Source organism: Pseudoalteromonas sp. SR41-1, assembly GCF_014164015.1.
Classification (GTDB): Bacteria; Pseudomonadota; Gammaproteobacteria; order Enterobacterales; family Alteromonadaceae; genus Pseudoalteromonas; species Pseudoalteromonas distincta.
This window is the reverse complement of the sequence record NZ_JACJEK010000002.1, coordinates 51,447-74,048: the sequence shown is the minus strand read 5'-3', so window position 1 is coordinate 74,048 and position 22,602 is coordinate 51,447. Positions and strand designations below refer to the sequence as shown.

At 40.9% G+C, this 22,602-nt stretch carries 23 protein-coding genes; 5 read left to right on the top strand and 18 right to left on the bottom strand.

Going from position 1 to position 22,602, the window contains the following annotated elements:
• The first annotated feature begins 53 nt into the window (after window positions 1-53).
• On the top strand, window positions 54-599 hold the full coding sequence (yjjX, locus tag H5118_RS01840) for an inosine/xanthosine triphosphatase (RefSeq protein ID WP_096040826.1): 546 nt from the start codon (window positions 54-56) through the stop codon (window positions 597-599).
• A gap of 13 nt (window positions 600-612) precedes the next feature.
• Window positions 613-1,287 (top strand): pyrimidine 5'-nucleotidase, encoded by a 675-nt coding sequence (gene yjjG / locus H5118_RS01835; protein WP_182711439.1) that lies wholly within the window; start codon window positions 613-615, stop codon window positions 1,285-1,287.
• Between the two features lie 80 nt (window positions 1,288-1,367).
• Here the strand turns inward: yjjG and lpxC are convergent, their stop codons facing one another.
• From lpxC to mraZ, 16 genes are all read right to left on the bottom strand, one after another.
• Window positions 1,368-2,279, bottom strand: a complete 912-nt coding sequence (gene lpxC / locus H5118_RS01830; RefSeq protein ID WP_002957999.1) for a UDP-3-O-acyl-N-acetylglucosamine deacetylase — start codon at window positions 2,277-2,279, stop codon at window positions 1,368-1,370.
• 106 nt (window positions 2,280-2,385) lie between these two features.
• Entirely contained in the window at window positions 2,386-3,630 is a 1,245-nt protein-coding gene (ftsZ, locus tag H5118_RS01825; RefSeq protein ID WP_058154155.1) for a cell division protein FtsZ, read from the bottom strand.
• Between the two features lie 21 nt (window positions 3,631-3,651).
• Entirely contained in the window at window positions 3,652-4,884 is a 1,233-nt protein-coding gene (ftsA, locus tag H5118_RS01820) for a cell division protein FtsA (RefSeq protein WP_007582937.1), read from the bottom strand.
• Complete coding sequence (locus tag H5118_RS01815) at window positions 4,881-5,666, bottom strand: cell division protein FtsQ/DivIB (RefSeq protein WP_002957996.1); 786 nt, start codon at window positions 5,664-5,666, stop codon at window positions 4,881-4,883. Before H5118_RS01815 ends, ftsA begins: the two co-directional genes overlap by 4 nt.
• 1 nt (window position 5,667) lies before the next feature.
• Window positions 5,668-6,588, bottom strand: coding sequence for a D-alanine--D-alanine ligase (locus H5118_RS01810; protein ID WP_182747548.1), 921 nt, complete (start codon window positions 6,586-6,588; stop codon window positions 5,668-5,670).
• On the bottom strand, window positions 6,585-8,036 hold the full coding sequence (gene murC / locus H5118_RS01805; RefSeq protein ID WP_182747546.1) for a UDP-N-acetylmuramate--L-alanine ligase: 1,452 nt from the start codon (window positions 8,034-8,036) through the stop codon (window positions 6,585-6,587). Before murC ends, H5118_RS01810 begins: the two co-directional genes overlap by 4 nt.
• On the bottom strand, window positions 8,037-9,113 hold the full coding sequence (gene murG, locus H5118_RS01800; RefSeq protein ID WP_182747544.1) for an undecaprenyldiphospho-muramoylpentapeptide beta-N-acetylglucosaminyltransferase: 1,077 nt from the start codon (window positions 9,111-9,113) through the stop codon (window positions 8,037-8,039).
• Window positions 9,110-10,285: a cell division protein FtsW gene (gene ftsW, locus H5118_RS01795; RefSeq protein ID WP_024606332.1), complete on the bottom strand. Its 1,176-nt coding sequence runs from the start codon at window positions 10,283-10,285 to the stop codon at window positions 9,110-9,112. Before ftsW ends, murG begins: the two co-directional genes overlap by 4 nt.
• The gene (murD, locus tag H5118_RS01790) at window positions 10,282-11,616 is read right to left on the bottom strand and encodes a UDP-N-acetylmuramoyl-L-alanine--D-glutamate ligase (protein WP_182747543.1); all 1,335 of its coding nucleotides are present in this window, start codon (window positions 11,614-11,616) and stop codon (window positions 10,282-10,284) included. Before murD ends, ftsW begins: the two co-directional genes overlap by 4 nt.
• Complete coding sequence (gene mraY, locus H5118_RS01785) at window positions 11,617-12,699, bottom strand: phospho-N-acetylmuramoyl-pentapeptide-transferase (RefSeq protein WP_154903862.1); 1,083 nt, start codon at window positions 12,697-12,699, stop codon at window positions 11,617-11,619.
• The gene (murF, locus tag H5118_RS01780; protein WP_165743106.1) at window positions 12,699-14,081 is read right to left on the bottom strand and encodes a UDP-N-acetylmuramoyl-tripeptide--D-alanyl-D-alanine ligase; all 1,383 of its coding nucleotides are present in this window, start codon (window positions 14,079-14,081) and stop codon (window positions 12,699-12,701) included. The genes mraY and murF overlap by 1 nt, the downstream gene beginning before the upstream one ends.
• Window positions 14,078-15,556 carry a UDP-N-acetylmuramoyl-L-alanyl-D-glutamate--2,6-diaminopimelate ligase gene (murE, locus tag H5118_RS01775; RefSeq protein ID WP_182747541.1) on the bottom strand — a complete coding sequence of 493 codons (1,479 nt, stop codon included), beginning with the start codon at window positions 15,554-15,556 and terminating at the stop codon, window positions 14,078-14,080. The genes murF and murE overlap by 4 nt, the downstream gene beginning before the upstream one ends.
• A complete protein-coding gene (locus H5118_RS01770) occupies window positions 15,549-17,366 on the bottom strand; it encodes a penicillin-binding transpeptidase domain-containing protein (protein WP_182747539.1) in 1,818 nt (605 codons plus the stop codon). The genes murE and H5118_RS01770 overlap by 8 nt, the downstream gene beginning before the upstream one ends.
• Window positions 17,363-17,689: a cell division protein FtsL gene (gene ftsL, locus H5118_RS01765; RefSeq protein WP_002957986.1), complete on the bottom strand. Its 327-nt coding sequence runs from the start codon at window positions 17,687-17,689 to the stop codon at window positions 17,363-17,365. The genes H5118_RS01770 and ftsL overlap by 4 nt, the downstream gene beginning before the upstream one ends.
• Entirely contained in the window at window positions 17,686-18,624 is a 939-nt protein-coding gene (rsmH, locus tag H5118_RS01760; RefSeq protein ID WP_024606338.1) for a 16S rRNA (cytosine(1402)-N(4))-methyltransferase RsmH, read from the bottom strand. Before rsmH ends, ftsL begins: the two co-directional genes overlap by 4 nt.
• Before the next feature lie 28 nt (window positions 18,625-18,652).
• Window positions 18,653-19,111 (bottom strand): division/cell wall cluster transcriptional repressor MraZ, encoded by a 459-nt coding sequence (gene mraZ, locus H5118_RS01755; protein WP_007582904.1) that lies wholly within the window; start codon window positions 19,109-19,111, stop codon window positions 18,653-18,655.
• Window positions 19,112-19,607: 496 nt separating this feature from the next.
• Between mraZ and H5118_RS01750 the strand changes: the two genes are divergently transcribed.
• The 3 genes from H5118_RS01750 to H5118_RS01740 are packed head-to-tail and all read left to right on the top strand — an operon-like array spanning window position 19,608 to window position 20,652.
• The gene (locus H5118_RS01750; protein ID WP_002957982.1) at window positions 19,608-19,946 is read left to right on the top strand and encodes a hypothetical protein; all 339 of its coding nucleotides are present in this window, start codon (window positions 19,608-19,610) and stop codon (window positions 19,944-19,946) included.
• A 6-nt stretch (window positions 19,947-19,952) separates the two neighbouring features.
• A complete protein-coding gene (locus H5118_RS01745) occupies window positions 19,953-20,408 on the top strand; it encodes a hypothetical protein (protein ID WP_024596382.1) in 456 nt (151 codons plus the stop codon).
• 1 nt (window position 20,409) lies between these two features.
• A complete protein-coding gene (locus tag H5118_RS01740) occupies window positions 20,410-20,652 on the top strand; it encodes a hypothetical protein (RefSeq protein WP_024596383.1) in 243 nt (80 codons plus the stop codon).
• 3 nt (window positions 20,653-20,655) lie between these two features.
• Here H5118_RS01740 and H5118_RS01735 read toward each other — a convergent pair whose 3' ends face one another.
• Together H5118_RS01735 and H5118_RS01730 are read right to left on the bottom strand one after the other, a co-directional pair.
• Window positions 20,656-21,630 carry a glutathione S-transferase family protein gene (locus H5118_RS01735; RefSeq protein ID WP_182747537.1) on the bottom strand — a complete coding sequence of 325 codons (975 nt, stop codon included), beginning with the start codon at window positions 21,628-21,630 and terminating at the stop codon, window positions 20,656-20,658.
• A gap of 21 nt (window positions 21,631-21,651) precedes the next feature.
• Window positions 21,652-22,494: a pirin family protein gene (locus H5118_RS01730; RefSeq protein ID WP_182747535.1), complete on the bottom strand. Its 843-nt coding sequence runs from the start codon at window positions 22,492-22,494 to the stop codon at window positions 21,652-21,654.
• Between the last annotated feature and the right edge of the window lie 108 nt (window positions 22,495-22,602).

Below are 22,602 nucleotides of genomic sequence, written 5' to 3'. Positions count from 1 at the left end.
AAGATTGAGCTCTCTCACGTACACTGCTGATTTTATTAACAATAAGGGACATTGTGTTGTACTCATTAAAAATTATTGTGGGTTCTAAAAACCCTGTAAAAATTAACGCGGCTAAACATATTTTTGCAATGTATTTCCCTGAACATGAAATTGATTGCCAAGGTGTTGATGCCCTATCCAATGTGCCAGATCAACCTATTGGCGAAGAAGAAACACGTGTTGGCGCACAAAACCGTGTTAATTATTGCAAAGAGCATTACCAAGCTCACTACTACGTGGCAATGGAAGGCGGTGCAGAGCAATTTAGCTATGGTGCAGCAACCTTTGCTTACGTAGTTATTGATAATGCCTTAAATCAGGTTGTAGGGCGCAGCAGCAACCTCCCCTTGCCTCAAGTGCTTTATAACGCATTACTTAACGGCGAAGAGCTTGGCGATGTAATGGACAAAGCATTTAATACCACCAACGTTAAACAAAAAGGGGGCGCTATTGGGTTACTTACAAACAATCACGCCACGCGCGAAAGCACCTATACACAAGCACTCACTTTAGCTATGGCGCCCTTTCTACACGTAGATCTCTACAGCCAAACAAATTAATTTAGGAAGTTTAATGAAATACAACTATGTATTGTTTGATGCAGACGAAACCTTATTTAGGTTTGATATTTTAGCGGGCATGACTCGCATGTTTAAAGCTTACAACGTAGATTTTAGCCAAGACGACTATATTCATTATCAAAAAACCAATAAGCAGCTGTGGGTTGATTATCAAAATGGCACTATTAGCGCAGATTACTTACAAGTAACACGCTTTAATGAATGGGCTTCAAAACTCAATGTGCCCGCAAAAGAGCTAAACGATGCTTTTTTAGATGCTATGGCGCAAATTTGCGAGCCATTACCTGGTGCTATTGAGCTTTTAAATAAACTTAAGCCAAATGCTCGATTAGGTATTATTACTAACGGATTTGCCCGCTTACAAACCGTACGCCTTGAGCATACTGGCTTAAAAGATATGTTTGAATGGTTAGTAATATCTGAACTTGTGGGTATAGCAAAACCAAATAAAGCGATTTTTGAGCACACATTTGAGCTAATGGGTAACCCAGATAAAAGCGAGATACTTATGGTGGGTGATACTGCTGCAAGTGACATACTTGGCGGCAACAATGCAGGTATCGATACCTGCTGGTTACAACACCCTGGTGAGCAATTAGCCGATGGAATAAAACCAACCTATACAGTAACTCATTTAAATCAGTTACAAGCTCTTTTAGAGTTATAATAGAGTAAATTTTACGCAAAAAAATGACGCTAATTAGCGTCATTTTTTATAACTGTTTGTGAGCTGTTCTTTTACTGCTTTTAGGCTGGAGCTAACTCAAGACCGGGTGCAGGCATCGTCACAGGCGTTTCAAATGTTGCCCACTCCCATGCTGACTCTGTAGCCATAATTTTACGTAGTAATTTATTATTTAAATCATGACCCGATTTAAATGCAGTTACTTTACCCAAAAGGTTATGACCTGTCATAAACATGTCACCAACACAGTCTAATATCTTGTGCTTAACAAACTCATCGCTATAACGTAAGCCATTAGGATTTAAAACTTTGAATTCATCAAGTACCACAGCACTATCCATGCTACCACCTAGCGCTAGGTTGTTTGCATGCATGTATTCAATATCTTTCATAAATCCAAAAGTACGCGCACGGCTAATTTCTTCAATAAAGCTTTGCGTTGTTATATCCAACCCAATACGTTGGCGACTTTCATTGATAGCTGGGTGGTTAAATGCAATCTCAAAGTCGATATGAAAACCATCATATGGTTCAACTTCAGCCCACTTACCATCTTCTTCAATGCGTACTTTTTCTTTAATACGGATAAAGCGTTTAGCAACGTTTTGTTCTTCAATTCCGCCTTTTTGTAACAGATATATAAATGGTAATGCACTACCATCCATAATCGGCACTTCTGAGCTGTCCAATTCTACAATTAGATTATCAATGCCCATTGCAGCAACAGCTGCAATAAGATGCTCAGTAGTTGATAAGCGAACACCATCTTTGTTAATTAAACAGGTACACAACTGCGTATCACCAACGGCTTCAGGTGTTGTTTCAAAATCAACAACCGGATCAAGGTCGACACGACGAAATACAATCCCAGTATTTGCGCTCGCAGGTCGGAGAGTTATTGTGACCTTCTCACCTTTATGAAGTCCAATTCCTATGGCTTTGACTACTTGTGCAATCGTACGCTGTTTAATCATAGGTATGCTCACTTTTAAATCAGTTACAGTTAGACGGCGGAGTTTAACATAAATCCTTTTGCCTTTCAATATTTGTACATATTTCAAACAAAAGTATTATTAAATGTTAATCTGCCTGCTTACGTAAAAAAGCGGGAATATCAAAATAATCACCACCTTCTGATTTATCTGCTTTTTTACTATTTTGCGCTGAAGAACTTGAACTACTTGAACTCGTTGAAGGCGCTTTCTCTTTACTTTGCGCTTGCTCTTTAGTCGTGTTTTCTTCAGCGTTTGTATCTTGGCTTGCAAAGCTTGGCACGTACATGCTGCTCGTTTGGTTTGATGTGCTTGCAACATCAGAACCTGATGCTTTTTTAAAGCCGTTATCAACAATACCAAACTGTGGACGGCGATCGCCGCCTAAACCAGTTGCAACAACCGTTACACGTAGCTCATCAGTCATCTCTGGGTCGATTACCGCACCAACAACAACCGTTGCGTTTTCTGACGCAAGTGCTTTAACGTGATTACCAACAATTTCAAATTCTTCAATCGCAATGTCCATACCAGCGGTAATATTAACTAAGATACCTTTAGCACCTGTTAAATCAACGTCTTCTAGTAGTGGGCTTGAGATAGCGGCTTCTGCAGCTTCTTGTGCACGATCAGGACCTGACGCAGACGCCGTTCCCATCATTGCAGTACCCATTGCAGACATTACTGTTCTAACATCGGCGAAATCCACGTTAATTAAACCAGAACGTGTAATTAGCTCTGCTATACCTTGTACCGCACCAAATAATACGTCATTAGCTTTAGCGAAGGCATCTAGAAGTGTAGTCCCTTTCCCTAAAACTTTAAGCAATTTATTGTTAGGAATTGTAATAAGTGAATCTACAATTTCTGACAATTCATTAATGCCTTGTTCAGCGGCTGCTGCACGTTTTTTACCTTCAAAATCAAAAGGACGTGTTACAACTGCAACGGTTAAAATACCGAGTTCTTTAGCAATTTTAGCAACTACCGGTGCAGCACCAGTACCTGTACCACCGCCCATACCGGCTGCAATAAATACCATATCGGCGCCTTCAAGGCTGGCACGAATTGTATCTGCATCTTCTTCAGCCGACTTACGGCCTACTTCAGGGTTTGCGCCCGCACCTAACCCAGAGGTTATTTGCGTGCCTAGCTGAACTGTAATATCGGCAGCAGAGTTACGTAATGCTTGCGCATCCGTATTAGCGGCTATAAAACGCACGCCTTCTATTTGTTGTTTTACCATGTGCTCAACAGCGTTACCGCCACCACCGCCCACGCCGATTACTTTTATTACAGCTTCTTCGCTGTGTTGTTCCATTATATCAAACATGTTTACTCTCCGACTTGAGTCTTAAAACTCGCCTTGGAACCATTTAGTAATGCGGTTCCACCAATTATTGTTATCCTCTGCTTTCGACTTTTGTGCATTCATCGATTGCATGGTACGCCCGTATTGTAACAAACCAACAGCGGTTGCGTACGAAGGATCATCTACATAGTCTGTCAAACCAACCATCCCGATTGGTTTGCCTATTCTTACTGGCATTTGGAAGATGTCTTCTGCCACTTCCATAGCGCCAGTCATTTTAGCGGTTCCGCCTGTTATAACGAGACCTGCCGCAATTTGGTCTTCTAAGCCTGAACGACGAATTTCTTCCATCGCAAGCTCAAATAATTCTCTAAAACGAGGCTCTACCACCTCAGATAATGTATGGCGCGACATTAATCTTGCTGGTCGTCCGCCTACACTTGGTACTTCAATTGTGTCTTCGCTACTTGCCATTTGGCTACTAGCACATGCGTATTGTACTTTGAGTGACTCGGCATGTGATATAGGTGTGCGAAATATTTTTGCAATATCACCAGTAACTTGGTTACCCGCCACTGGAATAACCGCGGAGTGACGAAGTGCACCATTGATATAAATGGTGATATCCATAGTACCGCCACCAATATCAAGTACTGCAACACCTAGCTCTTTTTCGTCATCTGTTAGTACAGAATAGCAAGACGCAAGGGCAGTAAAGATAAGTTGATCGACTTCAAGACCACAGCGTTCTACACATTTTTCGATATTTTTTGCCATGTCGTTTGAGCACGTAATGATATGTGCACGCGCTTCCATACGAACGCCGCTCATGCCTAGTGGGTTTTTAATGCCCTCTTGCATATCGATGCTGTATTCTTGCGGCAATGCATGTAGCATTTTACGCTCTGCTGAAATAGGCACAGAACGCGCAATATGTATTACGTTTTCAATGTCTTCGTCAGTGACTTCGGTGTTATTAATTGCCACCACACCACTTTCGTTTTGACACTGTATATGTTTGCCAGAAATACCCAAATACACAGAGCTTATACGACAATCAGCCATTAACTCGGCCTCGTCTATTGCTCGTCGAATAGACTCAGACACTAAGTTTAAATCGTTAACGCCGCCTTTATCCATACCATGAGATACTTGGCTGCCCACACCAACAATGCTGAGCTTGTTATCTGCGGTGATTTCACCTACCGTGGCAACCACTTTCGAGGTGCCAACGTCTAATCCTATTACTAGGTTTCTTTCTGCTGACTTAGTCATGCCTTACTCTTATTTTGTAATTGTTCTTCTTGCATTGGCTTAAAGCTTACTGCAAGGCCGGTATCATACCGTAAATCGATTGTATCTACTTGTGCATCTGCACGTTGTTCCATTCGTGGATAAACGTCTATAAAACGTTGTACACGCTTGGCTTTATCTTTACGCCCTAAATTTAAGCGAATTCCGTTATCTAGCCAAAGTTGCCACGAAAAACGCTCCGATAATGCCAAACTTGTTAATGTTAAACCATTAACTCTGAGCATTTCATCAAATTGCTTAAAAGCAACCCACGCCTCTTCTTCGCTACCTTCTGGGCCATATAACTGCGGTAAGTTATCATCTAACTTATCGCTGCTGGCTTGAAATGCTTGGCCACTTTGGTTGAGCAACAAGTCGCTATTCCAGTGAGCAACTACTTCATGTTCAACTACATACACCTGTATAGTATCAGGCCATTGTTTACGTACCGAAGCGGTAGCAACCCAAGGCAAGTCTTGAACTAGCTGCTGCACGTGCTTAACATCAAGTTCAAAAAAACTACTTAAATCGGCTTTTTTAATTGCTTTTATAATTGCCGTTTCATCTGTGTATTTGGGATGCCCTTGCACTGTAAGGTGCTTAATTTGAGCATCTTTATTTTCAACTAACCAATCAGATACACCTGTGGTTATTTGTACTAAGCCTATAACCACAACCAGAAAAAAACTCACTCCAAAAATCAGCGACCAATTAAAGTTAAGTTGCTGTTTTAATTGTTGAGCTTTTTCTAAAAGGGGATGCATATTAAAGCGTTTGCTCTAAAATGCGAACAACTAATTGCTCAAAAGTTGCCCCGTTCGCTTTTGCAGCCATCGGTACTAGTGACTTTTCAGTCATGCCTGGTACTGTATTTACTTCTAGCAGGTAAAAATTCCCTTGCTCGTCTTGCATAGCATCAACACGACCCCAACCACTTGCACCCACTAAATCAAACGCATCTAGCGATATGGCTTGTAAGTACTTAGTATCTTGCTCTGATAAATCTGCAGGGCAATGATACTGGGTTGTATTTGATTGATACTTAGCTTGGTAATCGTAAAAGCCATTAGGTGTCGTCATCTCAATGACTGGTTGTACATCCTCGCCTAGCACCGTGATTGTAAATTCACGACCAGTGATCCACTGCTCTACAAGTACTTGGTTATCAAACTTAAATGCATTAGCTAGTGCATCTTCAAGCTCTTGTGTTGTACTTGCTTGCGCCATACCTATGCTTGAACCTTCATGCGATGGCTTAACCATGACCTTTTTAAATTCATCCATAATGGCTTTAGCATCAAAGCCTTTTTTAGCATCAACTACGGTATAAGGTGCTGTGCTTAAACCCGCTGATTTAAATAAGTGCTTACAACGTACTTTATCCATAGCAAGTGCTGAACCTAGTACATTACTGCCCGTGTAAGGCAAGTCCATAAATTCAAGTGCTCCCTGCACTGTGCCGTCTTCGCCACCACGGCCATGCAAAGCGATAAAAACGCGATCTACATTTAATTCTTTTAACTCCCACAAAGAACGACTTTGTGGGTCAAATGCAATTGCATCAATACCACTATTTTGCAGCGCATTTAAAACAGCCTGACCCGATCGTAAAGACACTTCACGCTCTGCTGAGTTACCACCTAGCAGTACCGCTACTTTACCAAATTGTGTGTTTACCTGAGTCATACTTCACCTTGCTTAAGTTTTTCTATCGACATACCCGTTGCAGCTAATGTTTTAACTAACTGACCTATATTACCAGCGCCTTGGGTTAATACTAAATCATTGTTTTGTAAATTTGCGGCCAAAACACCTGCAAGCTCAGCATTTGTTGCTACGTGCAGCGGCTCTTTGCCACGTTGACGAAGGCTACGACATAAGCTTTTGCTGTCGGCCCCTACAATAGGATCTTCACCTGCGCTATACACATCAAGCAATAGTAACTGATCTACATCAGCAAGAACTTTTACAAAATCTTCGTATAAGTCGCGTGTACGAGAAAACCTATGAGGTTGATATACCATTACTAAACGCTTATCAGGCCAACCTTCACGTACTGCTGCAATTGTTGCTGCAACTTCTGAAGGATGATGCCCGTAATCATCAACTAACATCACATTGCCACGCTCGTTTTCAAATTCACCATAGTGCTGAAAACGACGACCAATACCTTCAAACTTCTGCAGCGCTTCTAAAATTGCATGATTCGCAATATTTTGATCTTTTGCCACAGCAATCGCAGCGGTTGCATTAAGTGCGTTGTGTCTACCTGGCATATTCAACGTGGCAGTTAAACACTCACCTTGCTTGTTAGTTACTGTAAATGTGCACGTATTAGCTGATTGGCTAAAGTCGCTCATGCGATAATCAGCATCCTTCGATTCGCCATACGTAATAACTGGGCGACCAAAGCGCGGGATAAGCTCAGCTGCAACTTCAGAGTCAATACATACAACAGCTAAACCATAAAACGGCAAGTTATGAATGAAATCGACATACGTGTCTTTCATTTTTTCAAGACTGCCGCCATAAGTATCCATGTGATCTTCTTCAATATTTGTGATGACCGAGACCATTGGCTGCAAGTGTAAAAACGACGCATCGCTTTCATCAGCTTCTGCTATTAAAAAATCACTTTTACCTACTTTTGCGTTACTACCTGCGCTATTTAACAAGCCACCAATAATAAAAGTTGGATCGAGCCCTGCTTGTCCATAAATACTTGCAATTAGGCTTGTTGTCGTTGTTTTACCATGCGTTCCCGCAATCGCTATACCGTGGCGAAAACGCATTAGCTCTGCGAGCATTTCTGCGCGGCGCACAACAGGGATTCTTGCGGCTTTAGCTGCAATAATTTCAGGATTTGTTTCATCAATCGCGCTTGAAACAACCACTACATTGGCATCTTTCACGTTATTTTCATGATGGCCAATAAATACCTCAGCACCGACTTTAATTAAGCGATCTGTCATAGCGCTATGAGCAATGTCAGAACCTGTAATACGGTAGCCTTCAAAAGCGAGTACTTCAGCAATACCGCCCATACCGGCTCCACCAATACCAATAAAGTGAATGGTTTCTATTCGGCGCATTGCTGGGCGCGTGTGTTTTTCTTGTACTGACGTTTCTTTCACTTATTTTCTCTTATTTGTTACTTGCTCACAGTGCGTTGCTACGCTTGCTGTGGCATCTAAAATGGCTTGTTTTTTTGCATTTGTAGCCATTTCAGTAATTAATAAAGGTTGGGCTAAATATGGGCTTAATAGTTCAACAATTGATTGTTTATTAAACTGCCCTTGTGGCATTAATAATGCGCCATTAGCCATCACTAAATATTGTGCGTTTGCTGTTTGATGGTCGTCCACAGCATGTGGAAAAGGGACAAAAACAGCCATTTTACCTGCTGCTGCAATTTCGCTAACAGTTAACGCACCAGCACGGCAAACAACAATATCAGCCCAGCTATACGCCGCGTCCATATCATCAATAAATTCAGCTATTTTTGTACTACCATCCGCAAAGCCATGCATTTTATAAGCTGTTTCTACAGTAGATAAATGACCTTTACCTGTTTGATGCCATACGCTTATAGGAGCTGTGTTATTTAGTACTTTAAATGCTTCTGGTAATGTTTGATTAAGCACTTGTGCACCAAGCGAGCCGCCCACTACTAAAATATTAATAGGGCTTGATACATCGCGTTTGGCTATATTCATAACGCTTTGGCGAACTGGGTTACCTACTAGCTCGGCTTGACCCTGTGCAAAAGCACTTGGAAATGCTGCTAATACACGTGTAGCCACCTTAGCTAGCAGTTTATTACTCATACCCGCTACAGCGTTTTGCTCGTGAATAACTAACGGAATACCTAAACTCTTTGCGGCAATTCCCGTGGGTCCCGTAACATAACCGCCCATTGCGAGTACTACATCAGGACGCTGTTCTTTCAATACCTTACGCGCTTGCAATACTGCATTAACTACCATGAATGGGGCTTTAATAAGACGTTTTAATCCGTTACCACGAACACCTTTTACATTAATAAAATCAATATCTATATTATGCTTAGGTACAACGCTTGCTTCCATTCGATCTGGTGTGCCAATCCAGCTAACTTGCCAGCCCTGCTGTTTTAAATAATCAGCCACTGCAATACCAGGAAAAATGTGTCCGCCAGTTCCACCAGCCACTACTACTAATTTTTTACTCATCGCTTGCCTCCACGTGAGGTGGCTTGTTTGGTTGCCATTTTGGTTTCAAAATCTACGCGCAATAAAATGCCTGTGGCAATGGTCATAATTAACAAGCTTGAACCACCATAAGAAATAAATGGCAGGGTTAAACCCTTAGTTGGCAAAATACCCGCGCTCGCACCCACATTCACCATGGTTTGAAATGCAAACCAAATACCAATGGCAAACGAAAAATAGCCTTCGTATTCTTTGCCACATTTAAGCGCTTGTTGGCCTATTAATAACGCTCTAAATACTAAAGTAGCTAATACCATTAAAATACTTACAACGCCTATTAAACCAAGTTCTTCACCTATTACAGCAAAAATAAAATCGTTATGCGCTTCAGGTAAATATTGCAGTTTTTGTACACTGTTACCTAAGCCTTGGCCAAACCAACCACCTTGGCTATAAGCCATTAGCGATTGAACTAACTGATAACCTTTACCAAAAGGATCATCCCAAGGGTCCAAAAAGCCGACAACACGCGCCATTCGATATGGTTCAACAATAATCAGTAATACAACTAAACCGACGCCAGTTAGAATAAGCACAAAGAACTGCCATAATTTAGCGCCAGCTAAAAACAGTAAACCAACCGTTGTTACAAACATAACAACCACTGTGCCTAAATCAGGTTGCAGCAAAATAAGTAGCGCATATACTGCAAATACAGCTATTGGCTTTGCAAAGCCTTTAATATTTTCTTGTACTTCTTCGCGTTTTCTTACCAAATAACCCGCAATATAACTAAAAAAGTATAATTTAGCGGCCTCAGCAACCTGAAAACCAACAGGACCAATAGGTATCCATCGTTTAGCACCATTCACTTCACGCCCAACAATTAATACCGCTATTAACAGCACCATACCTAGTATTAATAAATAAGGGTTGGATCGTTTCCACCAATCCATTGGCACACAAACACTTATCCAAAAAAGCACAAAAGACATTGCCAAAAACATGCTGTGGCGAATAGTAATATGGTATGGGTCATCAAATAACCGCTCAGCGGTCGGCATTGAAGCGCTGGTTACCATGATAAAACCAACACCAATTAACATAATTACGCAGTACAACAGCGGTACATCATACAACTGACCTGAAGGTTTTGGTGTTAATGCATCTCTTATATCGGCAAAAGCAATCATAGTTGCCCTGCCATAACACATTGAATAAAGTCATCACCACGTTGCATATAGTTGTTATACATATCAATGCTGGCACATGCAGGTGCTAACAAAACAATATTGCCTGTACTACTAAGTACGTTGGCCAAAGCAACGGCTTCTTCCATGTTGTTAGTTAAATAGCTCTTATTGGTAATCGCAGCTAAGTCACTTGCATCTTTACCAAAACAAATTAATGCTTTTACATGCTGTTCTATGTAGGGTTTAAGTGCGTTTAAATCAGCGCCTTTAGCATCGCCACCTGCAATAACAATCAGGTTTTCACCATTACTAGCCAAACTATCTATTGCAGCAATGGTCGCTCCAACATTCGTTGCCTTTGAATCGTTAAAATACTTTACACCGTTAAGCTCAGCTACAAATTGGCAGCGATGAGCCAACCCATTAAATTGACCTAACGCGTTCTTATATTGATCTTTACTTACTTCAAACGGACTTAAAAGCGCCATTACTGCAAGCGTATTTAAATAATTGTGTTTACCCACTACCGCAAGCGTATCAACAGGTAAAAAGGCATCGCCTTTAAGCATAAAATGAGTTTCGCCATTATGCTGCGCTAAATGGTAATCACCTTGTTGAGCACCAAAGCTGATTAGGGGGGTTGTACCGCGCTCAACTGGATGTGTTTGAATATCGTCTGCATTGACAACAATAAGCTCTGCACCGCCATAAATACTTAGCTTTGAGTCTATATAAGCTTGGTAACTGTCGTATCGGTCAAGGTGATCTTCTGACACATTTAATACCGTTGCACTTACAGGTTTTAAACTCGTTGTGGTATCTAACTGAAAACTCGATAACTCAAGTACATACACATCAAAATCATCATTGAGTAAATCAAGTACCGCTGTGCCAATATTCCCACCCAAAGCAACTTTATAGCCGGCTTCTTTTAACACTTCATAAGCGAGCGTAACCACGGTTGACTTACCGTTAGAGCCCGTAACAGCAACAACCGGTTTTGTATTAATGCGTGCAAATAACTCAACGTCACCAATCACTTCAACACCTGCGTTAATTGCATTTGCAACAGCTGGTATTTTTAAGCTAAGCCCAGGGCTTATAATAATCATATCGCTTGAACAAAGCTCTGCGTCATCCAAATTACCAAAGTGGGTATCTAGAGTTGGCGCGTGCTCTTTTAACCAATCAATCCCCGGCGGGGTTGCTCGGCTATCAACGACCTTGGGGGCGAGGCCATGAGATAATAGAAAACGCACAATGCCCAGACCGGTTACACCGAGTCCGAGCACTGTTATTTGTTTGTTTTTTATCTCGTTTAAATACTGCATTTATCGAATCTTTAAAGTAGCTAAGCCAGCAAGCACTAGCACAACAGAAATAATCCAAAAGCGCACAATAACGCGAGGCTCTGGCCAACCTTTTAATTCATAATGATGATGAATCGGCGCCATTCTAAAAATGCGTTGTCCGCGCAATTTATACGACCCCACTTGTAATATTACCGATAGTGCTTCCATTACAAATACACCGCCCATAATAATAAGTAGTAACTCTTGGCGTACTAAAACAGCAATAATACCTAATGCGCCACCAAGTGCTAATGAGCCAACATCACCCATAAATACTTGTGCTGGGTAAGTGTTAAACCATAAAAAGCCAAGCCCTGCACCCACAATGGCAGTACACACAACTACAAGCTCACTCGCTAGCGGTAAATGTGGAATATGTAAGTAAGCCGAAAAGTTAATATTACCTGTTAAGTAAGCAATAATTGCCAATGCTGCAGCCACCAAAATAATTGGCACAATCGCCAAGCCATCTAAACCATCGGTCAGGTTTACTGCGTTTGATGTACCTACTATCGCAAAGTACGTAAGCACAATATAAAACAAACCTAATTGCGGTAATACGTCTTTAAAAAATGGAACAACAAGTGATGTCTCAGATGCTTGTGCACTGGTAAAGTACAAAGCAGTAGCTACAACTAATGCAATGACCGATTGCCAAAAGTACTTCCACTTAGCAATTAAACCTTTTGGGTCTTTACGAATAACTTTACGGTAATCATCAATAAAGCCAACAATACCTAATGAGCCAATTACAAACAGTGTTGCCCACACATATTTATTTGATAAATCGGCCCAAAGTAGCGTGCTGGTAAAAATAGCCGCTAAAATAAGTAAGCCACCCATAGTCGGTGTACCCGATTTAGACAAATGCGATTGCGGGCCATCGTCGCGAACTGTTTGACCTATTTGCATACGTTGCAAACCACGAATTAACTTAGGCCCCAAATAAAGAGACATAATTAGCGCAGTTAAAATACCTAAAATGGCACGTAGCGTTAAATACGAAAAAACATGAAAACCACTAAAATACTGTGTTAAATACTCTGCCAGCCAAACTAACATTATGATACTCCATTGATGGCTTGTTGCTGGCCATTAACTAAATCGGTTACTAATAATTCCATGCGAGAACTGCGCGATCCTTTCACTACTATTGTTGTTTTTTTATTCACTTTATTAATACTTTCTTGAATTTTTTGCTGCATCTGTTCGCGGCTCGAAAAGTGACGATTAGGGAGTTCAAACACATCACTTGCGTATTTACTTAACACGCCTAATGTAAATAACTCATCAATCCCTTGTTCAAGTGCATACTCGCCAACTTCTTGATGGTACTTACGTGCATCTTCACCAAGCTCACCCATATCTCCGAGTGCTAAAATGCGGTGACCTTGCATATCACTTAACAAGTCAATCGCAGCCTTTACCGACTTAACATTGGCATTATAGGTGTCATCAACCACGGTAAGTAAATCAGACACTTCAATTAAATTAACGCGCCCTTTTACATCACCCATTGTGGCAAGTGCATTGGCTATTTCTTCAAGGGTTACATCAAATTCACTGGTCAGCGCCGCAGCGATAAGTGCATTACTAATATTATGCTTACCAGGTAGTGCCAAAGTAACAGGCACTTGCTTGTTTTTAGTGCAAAGCGTAAAGCTTGCACGTGCATTGGCATCAAGCGTGATGTTCTCTGCCCAAATGTCTAGTTTTTCGGTTGTAGAAAAGCGTTTAACATTACGCCCTTCAAGTTTATCTAACCAATACTGGCTAAATTCACTATCGCAATTAACAATGGCAACGCCGTCATCTTTTAGGCCATCAAAAATCTCACCTTTAGCTTTTGCAACGCCCATTAAGCTACCAAAACCTTCCAAGTGAGCTGCTGCAACATTACATACAACGGCCACATCTGGTTTTGTCATTGCCGTTGTGTAAGCAATTTCACCTAAGTGATTTGCACCTAGCTCAATAACAGCAAAACGATGTTGAGGCTCTAAGCGCAATAACGTAAGAGGGACGCCAATATCGTTGTTAAAATTACCTTTAGTAGCTAATACATCACCGTGAACCGACAAAATTGCTGCACACATTTCTTTTACGGTGGTTTTGCCTACACTCCCTGTAATTGCAATTGTTTTAGGCGCCACTTGGGCCATAACAGCGGTGCCAATTGTACCTAGTGCAATACGTGTATCGCTTACTATAAATTGTGGAATATCCACATCAACTTTGTGCTGAACAATAACGCCTATAGCGCCTTTTTGTTTAGCCTCAGCTATAAATTTATGGCCATCAAAATTTGGCCCTTTAAGTGCTAAAAACACTTCGCCATCGCACACTGTGCGAGTATCAGTATTTATATTAAGCACGTGTTGATTATCACCTTGATAATCAGTTGTTAGCACATTAGCTAACCAATCAAAATCCATTGGGATCATTGTGTTATCCCTCTTACTGCTTTTTTTAGTTGTTCTTGTACATAGCGGCGATCGCAAAAGTCGATGCGCTTATCGCCTATAATTTGATAATCTTCGTGGCCTTTACCTGCAATCAAAATAACATCATCAGCTGTAGCGTTTTCTATAGCAAAACGAATTGCAGTTGCTCTATCAGCCTCTAGATGTGCATTTTGAGGATGGGTTAGACCGCCTGCTACATCTGCAATAATGTCATCAGGATTTTCTGTTCGAGGGTTATCGCTGGTAATAATCACTTTATTAGCGTTTTGCTCTGCAGCTTGCGCCATTAATGCGCGCTTACCTTTGTCTCTGTCGCCACCGCAACCAAATACACAACTTACACCACCTGGCACATGCAACTGCAATGCTTGTAATGCAAGTGCAAGTGCATCGGGTGTATGGGCGTAATCAACAACACACGTTGGCATGCCAGCTTGACTAAAAGCTTGCATTCGACCAGCGACTGGCTGTAACTGCGCACAACCAGCAACTAGTTGTTCAAGCGGATAACCTAGCCCTAGTAATGTAGCGAGCGCTGCCGTTAAGTTATATAAGTTGAATTCGCCAAACAGAGGCGATTTAATTGAAATATCACCCCAACTTGTCGACAACTGCGCCGAAATACCTTCACTTGAATATTCAACATCAGAAAAATAAACGTATCGGGCATTCTTAGGAGCTAAGTTTTTGCGGCCATAACAAATTAGGTTATTAAAATCATACTTTTCAAGCCATTGCTCAGCTTGAAAGTCATCTTGATTGAGCACTACAACTTGCGGCTCAAAATCACGGAAAAGCATTAATTTCGCATCACCGTAACTTGCCATATCACCATGGTAATCTAAGTGATCGCGCGAAAGATTAGTAAACACAGCCGCTTTAAACTGACATTTAGCAACGCGTTGTTGCACTAACCCATGAGATGATACTTCCATGGCTATCAGCTTTTTATGCTGCGAATTTAAATCGCTCAAAATATGCTGTAAATCAACTGTTGAAGGCGTAGTGTTTATCAGTGGAATTAAGTTATCAGGATGGCCATAACCTAAAGTGCCTATAATAGCCGAATCAGTACTACAAAATTGCGCTAAGTGGGCAATCATTGCTGTGGTAGTCGATTTACCATTTGTACCTGTTACACCAATTAAATCAAGAGTCTGACTTGGTTGGCTATAAAAGCGACTAGCTAATTCTGGAAGCTTTTTATCAAGCTCTGAGACTAAATACAGTGGCTCAAAACTGCTTTCAAATTCACATAATCTGTCAGCAATGATAGCTATTGCGCCATTTTCAATTGCTTTAGCAATAAATTGTCCGCCATCAAGTGTATGGCCTTTAATAGCAACAAATACATCACCTGGCGTTACTTCACGGCTATCAAGGCGTAAATGCTTTACCAGTTGCGAGGGCGCATCTATTTCGATGTATTTTAAAATATCCTTTAAATCACGCATCGTTATCTTTACCTTGTACGTACGCAACCTCTTCCTTGTCAGGCGCTACGTTTAATATTCTTAATGCGTTAGAGATGATTTCTGCAAATGCAGGGCCAGCGGTGGCACCTCCATAGTACACATCACCACCTGGTTCATTAATCATAACTACCACGGCTAAACGAGGATTACTTGCCGGTGCTACACCTGCAAAGTAACCTACATATTCATCACCATAACCACCTGCTACGGCTTTTTTAGATGTACCTGTTTTACCGGCAGCACGATACCCATCAACTTTTATGTTGCGAGCAGTACCGTCTTTTTCAAATACACTTTCCATCATGTGGACTACGGCTTCTACGTCTTTTTGTTTAAAAATACGTTCGCCTTCAGGTATATTATCTTGCTTTAAAATAGTCAGTGGTCGATTAACTCCACCAGCGCCTAACATGGTATAAAAGCGCGCCATTTGCGCAGTACTTACCGAAATTGCATAACCAAATGATAAAGTGGCAATTTCAAAGTCAGACCAACGACGATTTGGATAAAACAAACCGCTGCTTTCACCTACCATTCCAGTACCGGTGTCACTGCCAAAGCCTACTTTTTGATATAAGCCAACAAGGTAATCTTTAGGCACTAACTGAGTAACCTTCGCAACCCCCATATTTGAGGAGTACTTTAGTATTTCGCGCAGTGTTAGTTCGCCGTGATTACGAGTATCTCTAACTAAACTACCACCTAAACGCATCCAACCTGGGTAGGTATCAATCGTGTCATCTGCCTGAATGGCGCCGTAGTTTAGCCCAGCCAAAATGGCTAGAGGCTTAACAGTTGAGCCTGGTTCAAACAAATCTGTAATTGCGCGATTACGACGCTTATGAGGTGCAGCATCGCTTAAGTTATTTGGATTAAATGAAGGACTATTTACCATTGCCAGCACTTCACCGGTTTTAACATCAACTACCATAGCTGAGCCCGATGTGGCTTTGTAAGTCAGTACAGCTGATTTTACAGCTTTGTAGGCAATAGCTTGAATTCGTTGGTCAATACTTAGTTCTATACTTTCTGGCTCTACGCGCTCACGCTCGTCAAGCACTTCTACTTCACGCCCTTGTGCGTCTTTACGTATAGTGCGGCGGCCTTCCTCGCCCGTTAAAGCGTTTTCGTATAGCTTTTCAATACCTTCAATGCCTTTACCGTCTATATTAGTAAAACCAATAACATGCGCGGTAACCTCACCGGCGGGGTAATAGCGTTTAGATTCATCTAGTAAATGAATACCTGGTAGGCGTAAATCGCCAATATAATTTGCTACAGCAGGAGTAACTTGGCGCTTTAAATAAACAAAGCGACGCGAGGGATCGTTTAAAAGTCGAGAGTTAATCTTCTTAGGATCAATGCGCAATACATCTGCAAGCTCACGCCAGCGTAAATCGTTTTTATAATAAAGTGCAGTACGCTTATCAAGCTCGGCGGTATTTTCAGCTAAAGATAAATGATCTTCGCCGCTTTTACGTGCTTGTTTAATTACTTTAGAGACAAGCGACTTGTGCAATGCTTTAGGATCAGCATATACACTTACAACAGGCACACTTACCGCTAACTCTTTACCATTACGGTCAAAAATCATCCCGCGTTGCACATGTAGTTTTTCAACGCGCACGGTACGTTTGTCACTTTCTGAACGTGCTTTATCAGGTTCTATTACTTGTAAATAAGCAGCGCGAGATACGAGTGTTACAAACACCATAAACACAACTGCACACACCAGCATAAAGCGCCATGTGATTAAATTAGTGACTGGTTTTTTGCCTCTATTTCTCATTGTACTATTATTACCTGCTCATCTTGACTCGTAGGTCTTTTCATTTTCAATTGTGATGTAGCTACTTCTTCAATGCGTGCATGTTGCGAATAAAATTCTTCTTCAACAAGTAAGTAGCGCCACTCTAAATCGAGCTCATCGCGTTCTTGTAATAATTGATCTTGCTGTATAAGTTGGCCACGAGCTAAGTGGGTTGTTTGCACAACAGCTAAACTAGAAGCGAATATCACAACCAACAAGGCCGAGGTTAGCTTATTAGCTCCTAGGCCTTTTAATATTTCAAAGAATAAATTAGGTTGCCGATAGCTCGCTTTTTTACTCATCCCAACCTCTGTGCAATCCTAAGTACAGAACTACGAGAACGTGGATTACGCTCTACTTCTGCAGCACTTGGCTTAATAGCTTTACCCACTGCTTTTAACGTCAGATTTTTATTTATTTGTGCGTCAGTTAAAGGCAGACCTCTGGGTAATGCTTCTCCCTTACTCTGTTTTCTAATAAACTGTTTTACAATACGGTCTTCTAAAGAATGAAACGAAATCACCACTAAACGTCCGCCTGGCTTTAGCACTTTAACTGCAGACTGTAGCGCTGTTTGAATCTCTTCAAGCTCGCTATTGATATAAATACGAATCGCCTGAAAAGTACGTGTTGCAGGGTGCTTAAACTTATCTTTTACCGGTACAGCTTCATCAACAAGGTCAGCAAGCTGCTTGGTAGTTGTGATTGGCGTGTGCTCACGAACTTCAAGTACTTTGTGTGCAATGCGTTTACCAAACTTTTCTTCCCCCAATTTTTTAATTACGTGGGTAATATCATCCAACTCAGCCTCTGCTAACCACTGTGCTGCACTGCGACCTGTTGTAGGGTCCATACGCATATCGAGTGGGCCGTCTTTCATAAAACTAAAGCCACGCTCAGCGTCATCTAATTGTGGTGACGAAACACCAATGTCTAATAAAATGCCATCGACTTTACCAATTAGATCGTTTTGCTGTGCTACTTCGTATAGGTTTGAAAAGCGAGTATGTGCAATTGCAAAACGCGGGTCATCAGCAAATTTTTCAGCTGATTGTATTGCTTGTGGATCTTGGTCAATTGCTTGCAGGCGACCTTCATCACCAAGGCGTGCTAAAATTTGCCCAGAGTGGCCACCACGTCCAAATGTACCATCCATGTATATACCGTCTGGCTTAATTGCAAGGGCATCGATGGTCTCATCCATTAATACGGATACGTGTTCAAATTGCGCTGTCATTAGCTATTGTGTGCCTTTTTTTGTGCCGTTAGAGTGTAAAATTATCTAAATCTTGGTTAGGTTCAAAATCACCAAGCCTTTCAAGCTCAGTATCTTGCTGCATTTGCTCGTGCCAACGCGCCTCGTCCCAAATTTCAAACTTATTCATCAAACCAACCAGCATGATTTTTTTGCCAAGAGATGCATGGGCACGTAATGACGGCGCAAGCAAAATTCGACCATTTTTATCAAGTTGATACTCTGTAGCGTTACCTAGCAACATACGTTGCATTCGTCGAGCTCGTGGATTCATATTAGATATTTTCGCTAAACGGCTTTCTATTTCGAGCCACTCAGCCAATGGATATAACCATAAACACGGTTCATTTAATGCGACGGTACAAATAACAGTCCCCTGATCTTCAGACAACAGAGATTCTCGGTACTTTGTCGGTACCGCAAAACGCCCCTTATCATCCAAACTCAGTGAACTCGCGCCACGAAACATAAAAAACCTACTTTGAAATTGTTTTATTCAATTTTTTGTTTATTTTATCCAATGAGATCCACTAAAAACCACTTTTTACCACAGTGCTCCAGTTTAGGGCTTGACAAGCCATTTTGTCAAGTAAGCTGACCAGCTTTAGTGAGTCTCAAAGCTAGAAAAAATAAGGGCTCAAGCGAAGCGTTTGAATTACGTGGGAAAAAGTGGGATTGAGGTAAAGAAAAATATCAGCTTTGCTTTTATAACTTTCTGTTTACATGCATTGCTTACTGAATAACCAATGAATATTTACAATTTTTAAGGCGTTTTTATCCTCTTTGTAAAATTTACCTAGCCGTGTAGTAATAGTTACTGTTTATTTTAAAATACTAATTATCAAAAATTAAAAAACACAAACAAAACCTTTCAAATTCAGGTAGTTAAAATAAATAACAAGTTTGGTTTAATCATTGCATCATCTAAATCACTATTTAAATTTTTAACTTATTAAGGATTGATTATGGCTACTGCAACGAATACGAAACCAAATACAACTTCAGATGTTAAGCCTGACGTTAAACTAACAAATACTGAGTCTCCTCTTACAGAGAAAGCAACATCAGCGGCGCACGATGCTGTAGATGCACTTTCTAGCAAAGCTGCAACAGCTGAAAGCAGTGTGCGTAAAGGAGCTTCTAGCTCGGCAGATGCATTGAGCGAAAAACAACTTATTGCACGTGAAAAACTAAGCGAATGTACTGCAAAAACTCGTGCTTTTGCTTCTGAAAATCCATTAGCAACTGCGGGTATTGCTTTTGCTGCGGGTATGTTAATCACATCACTACTTCGTCGTAAGTAATTAGTGATGAATAACCCACAAACAACAGCAACCAAGGATGGTAATGCGCAAGACCAAACTACTGAGCAACATAGCCAAAAGGACGATTGGCAAGATCATGTTGCAATGCTTTTAGAGTATTCTAAGCAGCTCAAGGATGATTACCAAACTCAAGGAAAGATCACCCACCAGCTTGCTAAAGCTGAATGGCGGTTATCGCTTAGATCGCTTGCATTGATCACTATATTTTTAGGATGCTTTGCCAGTGGTTTGGTTTTGTTGTGGGCAGGATTTCTAGGTGCTGTTGGATACGGTGTATACGATGTTTTTGGGTCGGTATGGCTAAGTATAGCAACAGCTACTTTACTACAAGTTGCTTGTTTAATATGGCTTTGGAAAAATACAGTTTACTTAAGCAATAAAATTGGCTTTAGTAAAACACTTAAAAGTTTAAAGCAGCTATTTAACTTACAAGGAAATTAGTATGTTAGTTAACTACTTAATTAAAGCACCTAATGAAAACGTTGATGCTCTAAGTAAGCAAATGGATACGCGCAGTGAATTGAAACGCCAACATCATGCAGCGTTCCAATATAGACTAAAGCGTTTTGCCGTAACCAAAGTTGGGCTTTCAAGTGCCTTTATCGCAGGTGCAGCAGTACAAGCGGGTAAAAGCGAAACCAGCTTCGTAAGAAAATACGGCTGGCTAGTGAACTTGATAGCTTAAGCGCTAAACATTTCTACCGTGATCAGATAAGTAATCAATACTTGGACCATTTGGCACAACTTGTGTTGGGTTGATCATTGTGTGACTAAAATAGTAGTGACGCTTAATATGATAAAAATCAACTGTTTCAGCCACTCCTTTAACTTGATATAGCTCCCTAAGGTATCCACTTAATGCAGGATAGCTTTCAATTGTGCGTAAATTACATTTAAAATGGCCAACGTACACACTATCAAACCGAATGAGTGTAGTGAATAATCGCCAATCTGCCTCGGTGAGCCTATTACCTGTTAAATAACGCTGCTTGCTCAGTATCCCTTCTACTTTATCGAGTGCTTTGAATAAATCGTTAAACGCCTCTTCGTATGCATCTTGAGTTGTTGCGAATCCCGTACGATAAACACCATTATTTATATTTGGATAAATCAACGCATTTAATTCATCAATTTTTGGTCGTAGTGCCTCTGGGTAGTAATCATCGTTATTACCTGTTAATTCATTAAATGCACTATTGAACATACGTATAATATCGGCAGACTCATTACTGACAATTTTATTTAGCTTTTTATCCCACAATACGGGTACGGTAACTCGCCCGGAATACTTAGGATTATTTTTTGTATACACTTGATGTAAGTAGTTACTATTAAATAAAGCATCACCAGTACTGTGGTTTTGCGTATCAAAAGCCCAACCACTATCAAGCATATCAGGGCTAACAACCGACACCGTAATTAAATCTTGCAACCCTTTTAACGATCTAAATATAAGCGTTCGATGCGCCCAAGGACACGCAAGTGACACATATAAATGATACCTGTTCGCTTGTGCTTTAAATCCGGCCTCGCCCGTTATTCCAGCGCTACCATCAACAGTTACCCAGTGACGTAACTGCGCCGTTTCGCGTTCAAACTTACCGTTACTTGAATCTGTGTCGTACCATTTATCTTGCCATTGGCCGTTAACTAATAATCCCATAAAACTCTCCTAAAAATACCGTTATATTTTGCCAAACTCACCGTTTTGATAATCACGCACTGCTTGCTGTACTTCTGCTTGCGTCGTCATTACAAACGGACCCGTATGAGCAATTGGCTGATTAAGTGGATCGCCTGCTAAAACCAAAACGCCAGCGCCTTGTTCAGAGCTAATATTAATATCACTGCCTGGTTCTAAAATAAGTAACTTACCCGCTGGTATTGTTTGATTGTCGCTCATTATTAGTGAGCCGCTATGAATATAAAGCATTACTTTTTGTTGGCTAAGAGGATCTAAATAAATGCTTTTACCAGCAGGTAATGTAATATCAGCGAGCGCCGCATTAGCAGCTAAACTTTGCAGCTTGCTTGCAAGCGTTTCACTTTCGAACTGCCACGATCCCGCAAGTGCTTTTAACGTCACGCCTTGCGTATTTGTAAAACTAGGAGCTGGGTTTTTAGTCGTATCTTGATAACGTGAATCACGCATTTTTTCTGCGCTTGGCATGTTTATCCAAATTTGAAAGCCATGCAGACCATCTATAGCATCAGCGAGTGGCATTTCACTGTGCATGACGCCGCGCCCTGTGCTCATCCATTGCACATCGCCTGCTTTAATTGCTTCTTTGTTACCCATTTGGTCACGATGCTCAAAGCCACCTTTTAGAATATAAGTAAACGTTTCAATTCCTCGGTGCGGATGCTCTGGAAAGCCTCCCATATAATCTTTTTTGTCGTCTGACTTAAGTTCATCAATCATCAAAAACGGATCTAAATATTTACCATCAAACCCAGGTATACGGCTAATGCTCACGCCATCGCCATCTTGAGTTGCATAAGCTGTAAGTATTTTTGATATTTTCATTTTTTAATTCACTCTAAAGAATAAGTTTATGAGGCTATTAAATCATTCATTAAACAAAACAACTATGTCTTTAAATCGAGCTTAAAGTTCTAAAAAATAGAACGACAT

Coding starts and splice junctions, on each gene's coding strand:
- yjjG (WP_182711439.1), top strand. CDS start 613: ATGAAATACAACTATGTATTGTTTGATGCAGACGAAACCTTATTTAGG.
- lpxC (WP_002957999.1), bottom strand. CDS start 2,279: ATGATTAAACAGCGTACGATTGCACAAGTAGTCAAAGCCATAGGAATT.
- ftsZ (WP_058154155.1), bottom strand. CDS start 3,630: ATGTTTGATATAATGGAACAACACAGCGAAGAAGCTGTAATAAAAGTA.
- ftsA (WP_007582937.1), bottom strand. CDS start 4,884: ATGACTAAGTCAGCAGAAAGAAACCTAGTAATAGGATTAGACGTTGGC.
- H5118_RS01815 (WP_002957996.1), bottom strand. CDS start 5,666: ATGCATCCCCTTTTAGAAAAAGCTCAACAATTAAAACAGCAACTTAAC.
- H5118_RS01810 (WP_182747548.1), bottom strand. CDS start 6,588: ATGACTCAGGTAAACACACAATTTGGTAAAGTAGCGGTACTGCTAGGT.
- murG (WP_182747544.1), bottom strand. CDS start 9,113: ATGAGTAAAAAATTAGTAGTAGTGGCTGGTGGAACTGGCGGACACATT.
- ftsW (WP_024606332.1), bottom strand. CDS start 10,285: ATGATTGCTTTTGCCGATATAAGAGATGCATTAACACCAAAACCTTCA.
- murD (WP_182747543.1), bottom strand. CDS start 11,616: ATGCAGTATTTAAACGAGATAAAAAACAAACAAATAACAGTGCTCGGA.
- mraY (WP_154903862.1), bottom strand. CDS start 12,699: ATGTTAGTTTGGCTGGCAGAGTATTTAACACAGTATTTTAGTGGTTTT.
- murF (WP_165743106.1), bottom strand. CDS start 14,081: ATGATCCCAATGGATTTTGATTGGTTAGCTAATGTGCTAACAACTGAT.
- murE (WP_182747541.1), bottom strand. CDS start 15,556: ATGCGTGATTTAAAGGATATTTTAAAATACATCGAAATAGATGCGCCC.
- H5118_RS01770 (WP_182747539.1), bottom strand. CDS start 17,366: ATGAGAAATAGAGGCAAAAAACCAGTCACTAATTTAATCACATGGCGC.
- ftsL (WP_002957986.1), bottom strand. CDS start 17,689: ATGAGTAAAAAAGCGAGCTATCGGCAACCTAATTTATTCTTTGAAATA.
- rsmH (WP_024606338.1), bottom strand. CDS start 18,624: ATGACAGCGCAATTTGAACACGTATCCGTATTAATGGATGAGACCATC.
- mraZ (WP_007582904.1), bottom strand. CDS start 19,111: ATGTTTCGTGGCGCGAGTTCACTGAGTTTGGATGATAAGGGGCGTTTT.
- H5118_RS01750 (WP_002957982.1), top strand. CDS start 19,608: ATGGCTACTGCAACGAATACGAAACCAAATACAACTTCAGATGTTAAG.
- H5118_RS01745 (WP_024596382.1), top strand. CDS start 19,953: ATGAATAACCCACAAACAACAGCAACCAAGGATGGTAATGCGCAAGAC.
- H5118_RS01740 (WP_024596383.1), top strand. CDS start 20,410: ATGTTAGTTAACTACTTAATTAAAGCACCTAATGAAAACGTTGATGCT.
- H5118_RS01735 (WP_182747537.1), bottom strand. CDS start 21,630: ATGGGATTATTAGTTAACGGCCAATGGCAAGATAAATGGTACGACACA.
- H5118_RS01730 (WP_182747535.1), bottom strand. CDS start 22,494: ATGAAAATATCAAAAATACTTACAGCTTATGCAACTCAAGATGGCGAT.